Consider the following 15,844-nt stretch of genomic DNA (forward strand, 5'->3'; position numbering starts at 1 on the left):
TAAACTTAAAATTATGAAAAAACACTTATTATTAGGAGTCTGTGCACTAGGATTAGTTTATTCATGTGCCACAAATCCTATTACAGGAAAAAAAAGTCTAAATTTTGTTTCAAACAGTGAGTTGTTTCCATCATCTTTTCAACAATATGGCACTTTCTTGAAAGAAAATAAAGTGATTACAGGAACTGCTGATGCAAGAAGAGTAGAAACAGTTGGAATGCGAATTAAAGCGGCATCCGAAAAATATTTGACTTATTTAGGACAAACACAATATTTGAATGATTACCGTTGGGAATACAAATTAATAGACAATAAAGAAGTTAATGCTTGGTGCATGCCAGGTGGAAAGATTGTCATTTATTCTGGAATATTACCAATAACTAAGGATGACACTGGTTTAGCAACTGTAATGGGACATGAAGTTTCGCATGCATTGGCAAATCATGGTGCTCAACGTATGAGTGCTGCTCAATTGCAACAATTAGGAGCCGTTGGAGTAGCCGCTGCTACTGGTAGTCAAAGTGCTGAAAATCAACAAATGTGGCAACAATATTATGGATTAGGTTCTCAAGTGGGAGTAATGTTGCCCTTTAGCAGAAATCATGAAAGTGAAGCGGATAAAATTGGACTTACACTTATGGCAATTGCAGGGTACAATCCAGATGAGTCTATCGTTTTTTGGCAAAGAATGGCAGCGAAATCAAATGGGCAATCACCACCAGAATTTCTTAGTACACACCCATCGGATGCGACAAGAATTGCAAATTTAAAAGCTTTAATTCCAGAAGCTAAAGCAACAGCTGCTAAAGTTGGAATTATTTACAGATAAAAATCAATTTAAATAGTAGATCTAATTTTATACAGAAGCTATTCTTTTTTAGAATAGCTTTTTTTTTATCCTAACATTACTTTTGATAACAAATTATTAATATACGATTTCATACCGTTTTGTCAAATGTTAAACAAAAAATAAATAAATTCGCATCGTAAAAAAAATGAAATATGAAAGGATTACAAAAAGGAGATAAAAAGGTTATTAACGCTTGGGCTTTTTATGATTGGGCTAACTCCGTTTATAGTTTAGTAATTTCAACAGCTGTTTTTCCCATCTATTATGAAACTGTAACTAGCGACAACAATGGTATTGTTCGTTTTTTTGGAACAGAATTCATAAATTCAACTTTATTATCTTATTCTATATCATTCTCTTTTTTGGTAGTTGCTCTATTATCGCCAATATTGTCTGGAATTGCTGATTATACAGGTAATAAAAAACGATTTATGCAGTTTTTTTGTTACTTGGGTTCGTTATCAGTAATGGGTTTATTCTTTTTTAAGGGACAAGATACATTGTGGATTGGAATTTTAGGTACTATTTTAGCTAGTGTTGGTTTTTGGGGAAGTATTGTTTTTTATAATTCTTATTTGCCTGAAATTGCTTTTCCAGAACAACATGATCGAGTAAGTGCAAAAGGATTTATGTATGGTTATTTTGGTTCTGTAATTTTATTGACTTTCAATTTGACTATGGTTATGATGCCTCAATGGTATGGGATAACCGATCCTTCTTTACCTGCGAGAATTTCATTTTTATCTGTTGGTATTTGGTGGATTGGTTTTGCCCAAGTAACTTTTTATTATTTGCCTAATAATGTATTTCATAAAAAACCCGAAAAAGATTATATTTTTAAAGGATTAAGAGAGCTTAAAGTTGTTTCAAAAAGTATAAAGAAACTTACAAAATTGAAACAATTCTTAACAGCTTTTTTTCTATACAGTATAGGTGTACAAACAATGATATTACTGGCTGGTATTTTTTTTAAAAAAGAACTGGGAATTACTACCAGTAAATTAATCATTATAATTTTATTAATAAATGTAATCGCTATTTTCGGAGCTTATTTATTTTCAAGAATATCAGAGAAAATTGGAAATATAAAAACACTAAAACTGACTATTGCAATTTGGGCATTTATTTGGTTTACTGTGTACTTCTTAGATGCTAAAAGTAAATATATTGATATTCAAATTTATGCTCTTGGAGCAATGATAGGAATGGTTTTGGGAGCGATACAATCCTTATCACGTTCAACTTACTCAAAGTTATTGCCTGAAACAGAAGATCACGCTACCTACTTTAGTTTTTTTGATGTTACTGAAAAAATTGCCATAGTAGTTGGTACTTTTATTTTTGGTTTTGTAGCTTCTATTACAAATTCGATTAGGAATTCAATTTTTATATTAGCGATTTTCTTTGTGCTGGGTTATATTGCTCTTAGTTTTATGAGTAAAAATGAAGACCGAAAAGATTAGTATATAGTTATTACCAATAAGAAAATAGGTTCAAATTGATGACCATCAAAAATCAGCACTAATTAGTTTTTAGTTGATTTTAAATACAAATTAGTACTGCAGTTTTTGCATTTTATATAGCGGTTTTTATTTAAATATTGATTCGTGAATTTTTCTTTATTTGTAAGAAGATCTAATTGATTTCACTTTTATTTTGGCATAATGATTGTCTCTTTTAGGGTTGTACAAATTATTAGTGTCATACAACGATTTTATTTAAATTAATACTATGATATCTTATATTTGCTTGACAAATGAAAATTTTTAATGACAAAAAGACTTAAATAAATATATGTCAAATCATAAAATACTTACTATTGACAATCTGTCACTTCAAGAATTTGATTCCGAAGCAGATTTAATACCATTGTTGACTCCTGAAGACGAAGAGGAGATGAATAATGAGGCATTGCCTGAAACATTAGCTATTTTACCATTGCGGAATATGGTTTTGTTTCCTGGAGTTGTAATACCGATTACAGCAGGACGCGATAAATCCATAAAATTAATTAATGATGCCAATGCTGCTGGCAGAATCATAGGTGTAGTTGCTCAAAAAAATGAGGAGGATGAAGATCCTACAACTGATGATATCCATAAAATTGGAACTGTAGCCAGGATTCTACGCGTTTTAAAAATGCCCGACGGAAATGTAACCGTTATTCTTCAAGGAAAAAAACGCTTTGAAATTGACAGTGTTGTTTCGGAAACTCCTTATATAACAGCGAATATTAAAGAAGTTACAGAAAAAAGACCTAAGAAAAATGATACTGAATTTGTAGCAATTCTTGATTCGGTTAAAGAATTAGCTATTCAAATCATTAAAGAAAGTCCAAACATTCCCACGGAAGCAACTTTCGCAATCAAAAATATTGAAAGCCAGTCGTTTTTGATCAATTTTGTTACTTCAAACATGAATTTGTCTGTTAAAGAAAAACAAGATTTGCTAGCGATTAATGAATTGAAAGAAAGAGCCTTAGAAACATTGCGTTATATGAATATTGAGTTGCAAAAACTCGAATTAAAAAACGATATTCAATCTAAAGTTCGTTTCGATTTAGACCAACAACAACGCGAATATTTCCTTCACCAACAAATGAAAACCATTCAAGAAGAATTGGGCGGCGTTTCACAGGAAGAGGAGATGGATGAAATGAGTTTGAAAGCCAAATCAAAAAAATGGGACGAAAAAACGAAAAAACATTTCGATAAAGAATTGGCTAAAATGCGTAAAATGAATCCGCAGGCACCTGATTTTGGAATACAAAGAAACTATCTGGAATTGTTTTTAGATTTGCCTTGGAATGAGTTTTCAAAAGATAATTTCGATTTAAAACGAGCACAAAAAATTCTCGATAGAGATCATTTTGGTCTTGAAGATGTAAAGAAAAGAATGATAGAACATTTGGCAGTTTTGAAATTGCGAAATGATATGAAATCCCCGATTATTTGTTTGACTGGACCTCCGGGAGTTGGAAAAACCTCGATAGGAAGATCGATTGCGGAAGCATTGGGTAGAAAATATGTCAGGATTTCATTGGGTGGTTTGCGTGATGAAGCGGAGATACGCGGACATAGAAAAACCTATATAGGTGCAATGCCTGGAAGAATAATTCAAAGTTTGAAAAAAGCCGGAACATCAAATCCTGTTTTTGTATTGGATGAAATAGATAAACTATCAAACGGCAGTCAAGGCGATCCCTCTTCTGCTTTACTTGAAGTTTTAGACCCGGAACAAAACAATTCGTTCTATGATAATTTCTTGGAAATGGGATATGATTTGTCAAAAGTCATGTTTATTGCCACTTCCAACAATATGGCTACGATTCAACCTGCGTTGAAAGACCGAATGGAAATCATCAATATGTCAGGTTATACCATTGAAGAAAAGGTAGAAATAGCTCGTCAGCATTTGTTTCCAAGACAATTGAAAGAACACGGTTTGACTTCTAAAGATTTGACTATCGGGAAAAAACAATTGGAAAAAATTGTAGAAGGATATACTCGTGAATCCGGAGTTCGTGGTCTGGAAGCTAAAATTGCTCAAGTAATCCGTAATGCAGCAAAATCAGTTGCGATGGAGGAGGAATACAACAAGAAAGTTACAGATCAGGATATAATTAAATCTCTAGGCGTTGCAAGATTAGAACGTGACAAATACGAAAATAATGATGTCGCTGGTGTGGTTACAGGTTTAGCTTGGACCTCCGTAGGTGGTGATATTCTTTTTATAGAATCGTTACTTTCTCCTGGAAAAGGTACAATGACTATTACTGGAAATTTAGGAACAGTGATGAAAGAATCAGCAACAATTGCATTGGAATATATTAAAGCCAATACCGAATTGTTAGGACTAAATTCAGAGATATTATCAAAATATAATATTCACTTACACGTTCCGGAAGGTGCTACTCCAAAAGACGGGCCAAGTGCAGGAATTGCGATGTTGACTTCATTAGTTTCGCTTTTTACGCAAAAGAGAGTGAAGAAAAACATGGCTATGACCGGGGAAATTACTTTGAGAGGGAAAGTGTTGCCTGTAGGCGGAATAAAAGAAAAGATATTGGCTGCCAAAAGAGCGAACATCAAAGAAATTATTTTATGTCAGGATAACAAAAGTGATATTGATGAAATAAAACCGGAATATCTTGAAGGACTTACTTTTCATTATGTGAAGGAAATGAATGAAGTATTGAAATTTGCTTTGACAGATCAGAAAGTTAAAAACGCAAAAGTATTGTAATACCGCTTTTTTATAATTGAATTCCAAGTTCATTACTTAACTTTAAGTTTTGAACTTGGAATTTTTATTTTAATTCTGTTTTAGTCCAAAACTTAGGTGTGTAAATAGGATTATATTTATATTATAATTTTATCTTCGCATTTGCGTTTTACTATACCAAAATAGCTATTCAAGCATGCTCAAAAAACTTTTATTATTCTCTTTATTTCTAGTTTGGTCTGTGTCTCACAGTCAAATAGGAGGGAAGCATATTTATCAGTTTTTAAATTTAGTTACCTCACCTCGACAAGCGGCGCTGGGAGGAAAAACGATTACAATATATGACGATGATGTGAATCAGGTTAATTTTAATCCGGCAACATTGAATGTAGAGATGGATAATCATTTGGCTTTGAATTATGGAAGCTATTACAAAGAAGTCACTTATGGAACCGCTTCTTACGCTTATACTTACGATCGGCATTTACAAACTTTTCAGGCTGGTGTCAATTACGTGAATTATGGCAATTTTGAAGGTTATGACGAAAATGGTCAGCCTACATCAGAATTTACCGGAAGTGAAATTGCCCTTTCCCTTGGGTATGCATATAACATCCCGAATACTACTGTTCATTTAGGCGCTAACGCAAAATTAATATCTTCGACTTTAGAAAGTTATAGTTCTCTTGGTGGAGCAATTGATCTAGGTGCTCTTTTTATAGACGAAAGAAACGATGTGAATTGGGGTTTAGTAATCCGAAATATAGGAACACAATTCACTACTTATTCGGGTACATCCGAAAAATTACCTTTAGAAATTATAGCTGGTGTTTCTCAGGAATTAGATAATGTCCCTATTCGCTGGCATCTTACTTTAGAAAATTTGCAACAATGGAATCTTGCTTTTTCAAATCCAGTAAGAGCGCAATCGGCAATCGATGGAAGTTCAAGTGAGGAAAAAGTTTCAGCAATAAATAATGCTTTGCGTCATGTAGTTGTGGGAGTTGAACTTTTTCCTAAAAAAGCATTTAATCTGCGATTGGGATATAATTTTCGAAGAGCAGAAGAATTACGACTAGAAGAACAACGGAATTTCTCCGGAATTTCAGTTGGTTTCGGGCTAAAATTGAACAAATTAAAATTTAATTATTCGTATTCGAGATATACATTAGCAGGAAATACGAGTTTGTTTGGATTAACTATTAACTTACAATAATATCATTTTGGATAAAAAAATTACTATCGCAATAGACGGCTTCTCGTCGACAGGAAAAAGCACTTTAGCAAAACAACTCGCCAAACATTTAGGATATGTTTATGTAGATACCGGAGGGATGTATCGTGCAGTAACCTTTTTTGCGATGCAAAACGGATACATAAATGTGGATTCTTTTGATAAACAAACATTAATAAATAGTTTACCAAATATAAAATTGCAATTCAAATTTAACGCTGATTTGGGTTTTGCCGAAATGTATTTGAATGATGTCAATGTCGAAACGGAAATTCGAACAATCGAAGTTTCTAATTTTGTGAGCAAGGTCGCTGAAGTTTCTGAAGTTCGAGCCAAATTAGTGGAGCAACAAAAGGAAATGGGTAAGGATAAAGGAATCGTTATGGACGGCAGAGATATTGGGACTGTTGTTTTTCCGGATGCAGAACTGAAAATATTTATGACAGCAAGTGCAACTACCAGAGCACAAAGACGTTTTGACGAATTGCAGCAAAAAGGGGATGATGTGACGTATGAAGCTGTTCTGAAAAATGTGGAAGAGCGTGATTATATTGATACTCATAGAGTTGACTCGCCATTGGTAAACGCTGATGATGCTATAGAAATTGATAATTCTTATCTGAATCGGGAAGAACAATTTCAAGTTGTTTTAGAATTAGTAAATGATACTACTAAAACGTTATAATTTTTTGGAAATCTCTTTTTTAATACTAGATTTACGCCTTGTTAATTTTTTAAAAATAAAATACAACTCATCTTATGGGAATTAAAAATAGATTGGTAATAATGAGTTTTCTTCAGTTTTTTGTTTGGGGAGCTTGGTTGATTACCATTGCAAATTACTGGTTTGGAACAAAAAACTGGGAAGGAACTCAGTTTGGATTAGTTTTTGGTACGATGGGAATCGCTTCTTTATTTATGCCAACACTAACGGGAATTATTGCCGACAGATGGGTAAATGCTGAAAAATTATACGGGATACTTCATATATTATATGCTGCGGTTCTATTCTATATTCCACAAGTTTCCACTCCGGAAACCTTTATTTATATCATGCTTTTGGCAATGTGTTTTTATATGCCAACGATTGCTTTGAGTAATTCGATATCGTTTACCGCATTAAAATTAAACAATAAAGACGTTATTAAAAATTTCCCGCCTATTCGGGTTTGGGGAACAGTAGGTTTTATTGTAGCCATGTGGATTACTAATTTAACTGGAAATAAAGCAACAGAATATCAATTTTATATAGCAGGTTTAGCAGCAGTACTTTTAGGGATTTATTCTTTTACTTTACCAAAGTGTAAACCGCAACGTTTGTCTAAAGAGAATGCTTCTATTATGGAAACATTGGGATTAGAGTCCTTTAAGTTATTTGCAGATTATAAAATGGCTTTGTTCTTTATTTTTTCTATGTTTTTAGGAGGCGCTTTGCAGCTGACAAATGCCTACGGAGATGTATTCTTGGATGAATTTAAACATTTTCCAAAATATGCAGATTCTTTTGTTGTGGAATATTCGACTATTATAATGTCAATTTCTCAAATATCAGAGACTTTATTTATTCTTGCAATTCCTTTTTTTCTAAGACGTTTTGGTATCAAACAAGTGATGTTGATAAGCATGTTTGCTTGGGTATTGCGTTTTGGATTATTTGCTTATGGAAACCCAACAAGTGGTTTATGGATGATTATTATGTCTTGTGTAGTATACGGAATGGCTTTTGATTTCTTTAATATCTCAGGTTCCTTATTTGTGGAAACGAATACAGACCCTAAAAATCGTTCCTCAGCACAAGGGTTGTTTATGATGATGACCAATGGTTTTGGAGCAGTTCTAGGAAGTTTTACTTCTGGATGGGCTATTGATAAATATTTCACAAAATCTTTTAATAATACAACTGATCTGGCTGGTTTCCTTCAAACAGAAACAACGAATCCAAAAATGTTGGAGTTTGTAACGGGTCAGGGAAATATTATAGGAGCAGATGGATTGTTTAGTAAAGTCATTTTTATGAAGGACTGGCATACGATTTGGCTGGCTTTTGCTATTTATGCGTTGATAATTGCGGTTGCATTTGCTGTTTTATTCAAGCACAAACATAATCCTATTGATGTTGAAAATATAAGTCATTAAAAAACTTTTCTATAAAACAAAACCTCCTTTGAATTCGATTTAAAGGAGGTTTTTTTGTGGTTAAATTTGTTGTAAAGTAGGTACTTCGAAACGGGGAATTTCATTAAACTGCTGTTGCGAGATTTTGGATCAATCCAAATCAACAATTATGGCAATATTTTCCTTTATTTTTTCTATCAAATCAGCGGGTACCATTCCAACTTTTTTAATTAATCTTTTATTGTCAATTGCGCGAATTTGATCAATCATAATGTCACAATCCTCAAGTAGATTTGCCATTCCTTTTTTTAAATGAACTCTTAAAATGTCCGAATCATTTTGAATATTTGTAGTTACGGGACAAACGATTGTTGATGGATGCGGAATTTTATTCAATAAATTAGTCTGAACGACTAAAACCGGTCTCGTTTTTCTGGCTTCGGTTCCTATTTGTGGATTAAGGTCAGCTATCCAAATTTCATACTGATTAATTTGCATAGTCAATTTTTTCAAAGTCCTTTAAAACAGTCATAGAATCTTTTTTGACCAATTCAGATTCGGCTTTGAGTCTTTTCTCTAAAATTTGTCTTTTTTGAACCTTGTTGTAATATTCAATTGCTTCATTGATATATCTATTTCTTGGAATACAGATCTTTGAAAGAATTTTTTCAGTTTCTCCGAATATTGAATCATCTATTTTTAGTGATATTGTTTTCATATGTTTTAATTGTATATCACAAAGGTATATCTTTTTTGTGCATCATTATTGTTTTTACGTTCAAATTTTTTCAGTAAGTTGCACAACGTCAGCCTGTGCGAAGTGCTATTTGAAAAAATGAAAAGTTGTTGTAAAGTCGGGTTGTTCGGTGATTCCGATCGCTATCGAAACCCGACTTAGTAGCTATTTCAATAGGCAAGAAACACAAATCATTAAATAAGTTGCTAAAGTTGTAGCGGCATATAGTAGTGGGTACGAAGTCGGGAGAGTTCGCAGAGCTGGTAGCCCCGGGGACTATTTTTCAGGCTGGTTTTTACCTTTAAGCATAAAGTAAATAGATAGTACAAATACAATTAAATAAAGAATATCGATAGCAGGGTCTTTCAACGTGAAAGTTGCAAAGTCAATGTGTTTGAATAATGTCAAACCTAAAGTAAATGCGATACATGCAAAAAACCAGTTTATTCCTTTTTTATTTTCCATATTTATTATTATTTGATTTTGTAGTCAAGTAATGGGTTTGTTTGTGTTTGTGGGCTCGGTTTGCAAAACCGCGCTAACGAATTGATACTTATTTTATATCAGAGCGATTGGGTTATTTTTCAATTATTTTGTTCGGAAGGTTATATTTTTGGTTTTTCAATATGGCCATAATCGCATCTGAAATTTCAAAAACTTTTCCGTTATAGTTATTGTCTAACAAAATTATTGTGAACTTTTCATTAATATCTGAAACTAAAATTGCTTCATAATTTCCAGCTCTTCCATGATGTAAATGCTCAATCAAGTTTTCGCTTTTATATTTTGCTTGTCCCAAAGCTGATTGAGTTTCTTCCAAATCAAATTGTTGACCTATTTCATAAAGGGACTTTTTATTAATTACTTTATTGCTATGAAGACAATTTGACCATTTTAATAAATCAATAGTTGTGAGGTAAGTTCCTCCTGTTATTGGTAAATCTGTTTTGTCAGGGACTAAATTATTATTAAATCCTTTAGCTATATTTTCTTCGCCGACTAACGGAGTCAATTCAGCCAAATCCATTTCACAAGGCTTGAATATGAATTTTTCCGCATAAGTTTTAAAAGGCATTTTAGTTAATCGTTCTACAATAAACTGTCTTAAAAAAATATTATTATTGTTATAATCGTAATTTGTACCTGGTTTAAAATCAAGCGTGTCAATGAGCATTAAACCATCAAAAAGGTCTTTGTCATTTTTAATACTTTTCCAATTTACATTAGGTATTCCACTTTTGTACTGTAATAAATCTTCAATCGCAACTTCATTTGCCCATTTTTTTAATTCGGGAATAAATTTTGAAACCTTATCGCTCAGTTTTAGTTTACCTTGTTCTTGTAATTGCATTAAAGCAACCGCACTAAATTCTTTTGTAATTGATCCAATATTAAATCTGTACTCAGTCGTTAATTTTTTCGTTTTAGTTGCATCAGTAAATCCAAATGAAGCGTTGTATATAATTTTATTATTTTTTGAAACAAGTACATTTCCATTAAAAATTCCAATTTGATTTGACCACTTCATTAAAGAGTCAATTTGGTTAATTTGTTTAGTTTGAGCAAATACATTATTTGTCAGAAGTAATAGAACTATGAAATTTAGGAATAATTGTTTATTATATTGCATAATTTGATTTCTTGTTTTCTTTACGGTTTTTGGGTTAACTGTCGCCTAACTAGTTTATAGCGATGACCGTATCATCATAATACATCCTTTATTGGGGAGATATGCATATAAATCATCATACTTTATTAAAAATCAAATATAGATTTTTTTTCTTACAAAATTTTAAAAGGTTTTATATGTTTTTTACTAATTATTAGCTTTTGGGCTTCCTAATAATATATAATTTGAAATAAATGACCTTTGCCAATCCCAACGCTTCCGGACAAACTTTTACAAAGGTGTTGAAACCTCTAATCGTTGTGATTAGCCCCGAGTGAAGCGACATCCTTTTATATAGCTTGCAGCCTCCTGAAGGCTGGAAGCTATATAAAAGATATAGCGGAAAGCGGGAGTAGAGTTCCTAAAAACCCAAAAAGTTCTGCTCCTAAATATCAATCGATTATCGCAACATAAATATTTTGCAATTTCATATAAAAGTGTTACTTTTGCAGTCCTTTTGGTGAATAAGAGTTTCCTTTAGGGTTCAACTAATTATACAAACAACTTCTGTTGTTTTCTAGCACATTAAGAAACTCGAGAGAATGCAGAATACAAATTTTTAATCAGCATGTCTGAACAAGTAAAATCACAAGAAGAGTTTTTAGCAAATTTTAACTGGCACAATTTCGAAGAAGGTATTGATGCTGTTGATGAGAAAAACTTATTAGAATTCGAAGAACTAGTTTCAAAAACATTTATCGCTACTGATCAAGAAGAAGTGGTTGATGGTACAGTTGTTAGAATTACAGATAGAGACGTTATCGTTGATATCAACGCAAAATCGGAAGGTGTTATTTCATTGAACGAATTCCGTTACAACCCAGCATTAAAAGTAGGTGATACTGTTGAAGTATTAATTGACATCCGTGAGGACAAAACTGGTCAATTAGTGTTATCTCACAGAAAAGCACGTACTATCAAGTCATGGGATAGAGTTATTTCGGCTAACGAAACAGGAGAAATCGTTAATGGTTTTGTAAAATGCAGAACTAAAGGTGGTATGATCGTTGATGTTTTCGGAATTGAAGCTTTCTTACCAGGATCTCAAATTGATGTTAAACCAATTAGAGACTACGATGTATATGTAAACAAAATGATGGAATTCAAAGTGGTAAAAATTAACCACGAATTCAAAAATGTTGTTGTTTCTCATAAAGCGCTTATTGAAGCGGATATCGAAATCCAGAAAAAAGAAATCATAGGTCAATTACAAAAAGGACAAGTATTAGAAGGTGTTGTTAAAAACATTACTTCTTATGGTGTCTTTATTGACTTAGGTGGAGTTGATGGATTAATTCACATTACTGACCTTTCTTGGAGTCGTATTAACCACCCAAGTGAAGTTCTTGAATTAGATCAAAAATTAAATGTTGTAATCCTTGATTTCGATGACGAAAAAACAAGAATACAATTAGGATTGAAACAATTAAACGCTCACCCTTGGGATGCTCTAGATGCTAAATTAGCAATTGGAGACAAAGTAAAAGGTAAAGTAGTTGTAATCGCTGATTACGGTGCTTTCATCGAAGTTGCTGAAGGTGTTGAAGGTTTAATCCACGTTTCTGAAATGTCTTGGTCTACTCATTTACGTTCTGCTCAAGATTTCGTAAAAGTAGGAGATGTTGTTGAAGCAGTTATCTTAACTTTAGACAGAGATGACCGTAAAATGTCATTAGGTATCAAACAATTGTCTCAAGATCCTTGGACTGATATCACTTCTAAATATCCTGTGGGTTCTAAACATTCAGGTATCGTTAGAAACTTTACAAACTTTGGAATTTTCGTAGAATTAGAAGAAGGAATTGATGGATTAATTTACATCTCTGACTTATCTTGGACTAAGAAAATCAAACACCCATCTGAATTTGTAAATGTTGGTGAAAAACTTGATGTAGTAGTATTAGAATTAGATGTTGAAGGACGTAAATTATCTTTAGGTCACAAACAAACTACTGCTAATCCTTGGGATCAATATGAAGATTCTTTCGCAGTTGGAACTATCCACACAGGTGAAATTTCTGAAATTGTTGACAAAGGAGCTACTGTAGAATTCGGAGATGATATCGTTGCTTTCATTCCTACACGTCACCTTGAAAAAGAAGACGGAAAGAAATTGAAAAAAGGAGAATCAGCTGATTTCAAAGTAATCGAATTCAACAAAGAATTCAAAAGAGTAGTTGCCTCTCACACTGCTATCTTCCGTGAAGAAGAAGAGAAAAATGTGAAAACAGCTACTGAAAATACTTCATCAGCTTCAACATCTTCAAATGCACCAGCTGCAACTTTAGGTGATAACAATGATGTATTAGCAGCATTGAAAGCTAAAATGGAAAAGTCAGAGAAAAAATAATTTCTTAAACTTTTTGAATATAGAAAGCCCCGCAATTTGCGGGGCTTTTTTTGTTTAAGAGTTTGTTGTTGAGTTATTTATTTTTTTTTTTAATATTGTACTAGCACATAAATTTTTTGTAAGAAAAAAAATATTAAATGATTTTATTGGATTATATTTACAACTCTAATAATCGTAAATATGAAAAAAATCTACTTTTTAGTATTGGCTTTGTGTTTTTTTAATGGTTTGAGTGCGCAGATTGTTACTATTCCAGATGCGAATTTTAAAGCGCTTTTGATTAATTCGAGTCCTTATGGTGTTACCGCATTTAATCTAAGCGGCAGCAAATTCAAAATTGATAGTAATTATGATGGGGAAATACAAAAAATTGAAGCAGAACAAGTTAGTCAATTAAGAGTTTATGACTCGAATATTGCATCGTTAGAAGGTATACAAAGTTTTATTAATTTGAACACCTTATATTGTTATAGTAATTCATTGACAAGTTTAGATATTAGTAATAATACAAAAATGGTTCATTTATGGTGTAGTAATAATAAATTGAAAAGTTTGAATCTAGGCTCCGTAAATTTAAACGCATTGAATTGCAGTAATAATCTTTTGACGAATTTAGATGTAAGTAATTGTACAATAATTGCAAATTTTGATTGTAGTTATAATCAATTGACAAATTTAGAAATGCATAATGTTAATAATTCTACGATATATTGTTCTTATAATAAATTAATTACTTTGTTTATAAAAGACGGTTTGGACAACAATTTTCTTAAATTCGACAATAATCCAAATTTGCAATATATCTGTGTGGACGATGTTGAAGTTAGTCGAGTCCAGAATTTAGTTAATCAATATAGATACACCAACTGTCATATTAATTCTTATTGTTCATTTGAGCCAGGTGCAAAACACTATACAATTCAGGGGAGTAAGAGAATAGATAGTAATAATAACGGATGTGAGGTAAATGATATCAATTATCCTAATTTAAAATTTATTATTACAAACGGAATTAATAGTGGTTTTTTTATTTCGAAAGAATCAGGAAACTATTCTTATTCGCTAATTGCTGGAAACTATACTGTAACTCCGGTTATAGAAAACGAAGTATATTTTAATATTTCTCCAACAACTCTTAATGTTAGTTTCCCAACACAAGCCAGTCCATTTAATCAAGATTTTTGCATTACAGCTAATGGCTCTCATCCTGATTTAGAAGTTACTTTATTGCCTTTACAACCTGCAAGACCCGGATTTGACGCTAAGTATAAAGTCATATATAAAAACAAAGGAAACACAACCCAATCAGGTTCCGTTAATCTAACTTTTAATGATGCTGTTTTAGATTTAGTTGTTACTAATCCAATAGCTTCATCTCAAACCGCAAATAATTTGTCTTGGAATTTTACCAATTTATTGCCATTTGAAACTCGAGAAATCACGTTAACTTTAAATGTAAATTCCCCAACAGAAACTCCGGCTGTGAATAGTGGTTTTGTTTTAGTTTACAAAACAACAATAACAAGTGCAGCAACAGACGATACACCAATGGATAATTCTTTTGATTTTAATCAGACAGTGGTAAACTCATTCGATCCAAATGATAAAACCTGTTTAGAAGGAACCACTATTTCTCCATCTTTGATTGGTCAATATGTGCATTACATGGTTCGTTTTGAAAATACTGGGACTTTTCCAGCCGAAAATATTGTAGTAAAAGATATGATCGATTTATCCAAATTTGATATTTCGACTTTAATTCCAGCAAGTTCTAGTCATTCATATATCACTAAAATTTCTGAAGGAAATAAAGTTGAATTTATCTTTGAAAACATTAATCTTCCTTTTGATGATGCCAATAATGATGGTTATATTGCATTTAAAATAAAAACAAAACCAACACTTGTTATCGGAGATTCTTTTACCAACGAAGCAAATATATTTTTTGATTATAATTTTCCAATTGTAACAAATAAAGCAACAACAACTTTTAAAACCTTAGGGGTTCAGGATTTTGAGTTTTCGAGCTATTTTTCTTTGTATCCAAATCCTGCCAAAACTGTTTTGAATATTAGTTCGAAAGAAACTATTGAGGTACAATCCATCAGTATTTACAATACTTTAGGGCAATTGGTTTTGGTTATGCCTAATGCGGAGAAAGTCTCTAAAATTGATGTTTCGAGTTTGACAACCGGGAATTATTTCATCAAAATCAATTCCGATAAAGGGACTTCGAATACGAGGTTTATGAAGGAATAAATTATGTAAATACAATTCAAAGAAAGACTCCCAATCCCGATTAAAGATTGGGAGTTTTACATTTTTATATTATTCTAAAAGCAGTCCAACTTAAGTGACCTTAAATGCCTTTTGTGGTTGAATAATTACCTCAAACTAGCACCCAATTCAGTTTCGAAATTCTTTTGCAACTTGCCCATAATTTTGTCAATTTGAACATCGGTCAAGGTTTTTGTATTGTCTTGGATGAAAGATATATATATTATTGACGAAAATGGTAAATCTGCTAAAGTTACAATTGCAGATGTAAAGCAGTCAAATGGAGTGATTCATGTCATTGAAGCAGTAGTATTGCCAAAACAATAAATTATTTGATTAAGGTTGAGAATTGTATATTGAAAAAGCTCTGCATTTTGCAGGGCTTTTTA

The 15,844-nt window shown here is 32.2% G+C and carries 12 protein-coding genes and 1 pseudogene; 9 read left to right on the forward strand and 4 right to left on the reverse strand.

What is annotated here, in order from left to right; all coding sequences use genetic code 11:
• The first annotated feature begins 13 nt into the window (after positions 1-13).
• From ACFX5E_RS13970 to ACFX5E_RS13995, 6 genes are all read left to right on the forward strand, one after another.
• A complete protein-coding gene (locus ACFX5E_RS13970) occupies positions 14-829 on the forward strand; it encodes a M48 family metallopeptidase (protein ID WP_379855775.1) in 816 nt (271 codons plus the stop codon).
• Between the two features lie 173 nt (positions 830-1,002).
• The gene (locus ACFX5E_RS13975; protein WP_379855776.1) at positions 1,003-2,313 is read left to right on the forward strand and encodes an MFS transporter; all 1,311 of its coding nucleotides are present in this window, start codon (positions 1,003-1,005) and stop codon (positions 2,311-2,313) included.
• Between the two features lie 331 nt (positions 2,314-2,644).
• Positions 2,645-5,095: an endopeptidase La gene (gene lon / locus ACFX5E_RS13980; RefSeq protein WP_379855777.1), complete on the forward strand. Its 2,451-nt coding sequence runs from the start codon at positions 2,645-2,647 to the stop codon at positions 5,093-5,095.
• 175 nt (positions 5,096-5,270) lie between these two features.
• A complete protein-coding gene (gene porQ / locus ACFX5E_RS13985) occupies positions 5,271-6,290 on the forward strand; it encodes a type IX secretion system protein PorQ (RefSeq protein ID WP_379855778.1) in 1,020 nt (339 codons plus the stop codon).
• A 7-nt stretch (positions 6,291-6,297) separates the two neighbouring features.
• Positions 6,298-6,993 (forward strand): (d)CMP kinase, encoded by a 696-nt coding sequence (gene cmk, locus ACFX5E_RS13990; RefSeq protein ID WP_379855779.1) that lies wholly within the window; start codon positions 6,298-6,300, stop codon positions 6,991-6,993.
• Positions 6,994-7,067: 74 nt separating this feature from the next.
• The gene (locus ACFX5E_RS13995; protein WP_379855780.1) at positions 7,068-8,444 is read left to right on the forward strand and encodes a nucleoside permease; all 1,377 of its coding nucleotides are present in this window, start codon (positions 7,068-7,070) and stop codon (positions 8,442-8,444) included.
• A 129-nt stretch (positions 8,445-8,573) separates the two neighbouring features.
• On the opposite strand, the gene ACFX5E_RS14000 is transcribed toward ACFX5E_RS13995, so the two are convergent.
• The 4 genes from ACFX5E_RS14000 to ACFX5E_RS14015 form a co-directional block, all read right to left on the reverse strand.
• Positions 8,574-8,921 (reverse strand): type II toxin-antitoxin system PemK/MazF family toxin, encoded by a 348-nt coding sequence (locus tag ACFX5E_RS14000; protein WP_379855781.1) that lies wholly within the window; start codon positions 8,919-8,921, stop codon positions 8,574-8,576.
• Entirely contained in the window at positions 8,911-9,141 is a 231-nt protein-coding gene (locus ACFX5E_RS14005; RefSeq protein ID WP_379855782.1) for a hypothetical protein, read from the reverse strand. Before ACFX5E_RS14005 ends, ACFX5E_RS14000 begins: the two co-directional genes overlap by 11 nt.
• A gap of 294 nt (positions 9,142-9,435) precedes the next feature.
• Complete coding sequence (locus ACFX5E_RS14010) at positions 9,436-9,624, reverse strand: hypothetical protein (RefSeq protein WP_379855783.1); 189 nt, start codon at positions 9,622-9,624, stop codon at positions 9,436-9,438.
• 112 nt (positions 9,625-9,736) lie between these two features.
• On the reverse strand, positions 9,737-10,789 hold the full coding sequence (locus ACFX5E_RS14015; protein ID WP_379855784.1) for a serine hydrolase domain-containing protein: 1,053 nt from the start codon (positions 10,787-10,789) through the stop codon (positions 9,737-9,739).
• Positions 10,790-11,396: 607 nt separating this feature from the next.
• Here ACFX5E_RS14015 and rpsA point away from each other — a divergent pair.
• From rpsA to ACFX5E_RS14030, 3 genes and pseudogenes are all read left to right on the forward strand, one after another.
• Positions 11,397-13,178, forward strand: coding sequence for a 30S ribosomal protein S1 (gene rpsA, locus ACFX5E_RS14020; RefSeq protein ID WP_379855785.1), 1,782 nt, complete (start codon positions 11,397-11,399; stop codon positions 13,176-13,178).
• Between the two features lie 180 nt (positions 13,179-13,358).
• Positions 13,359-15,437, forward strand: a complete 2,079-nt coding sequence (locus tag ACFX5E_RS14025; protein ID WP_379855786.1) for a DUF7619 domain-containing protein — start codon at positions 13,359-13,361, stop codon at positions 15,435-15,437.
• Positions 15,438-15,656: 219 nt separating this feature from the next.
• Positions 15,657-15,782, forward strand: a pseudogene (locus tag ACFX5E_RS14030) (fasciclin domain-containing protein); the annotation flags it as partial.
• Positions 15,783-15,844 lie beyond the last annotated feature (62 nt).

It is taken from the genome of Flavobacterium xylosi, assembly GCF_042787345.1.
Lineage (GTDB): Bacteria > Bacteroidota > Bacteroidia > Flavobacteriales > Flavobacteriaceae > Flavobacterium > Flavobacterium xylosi.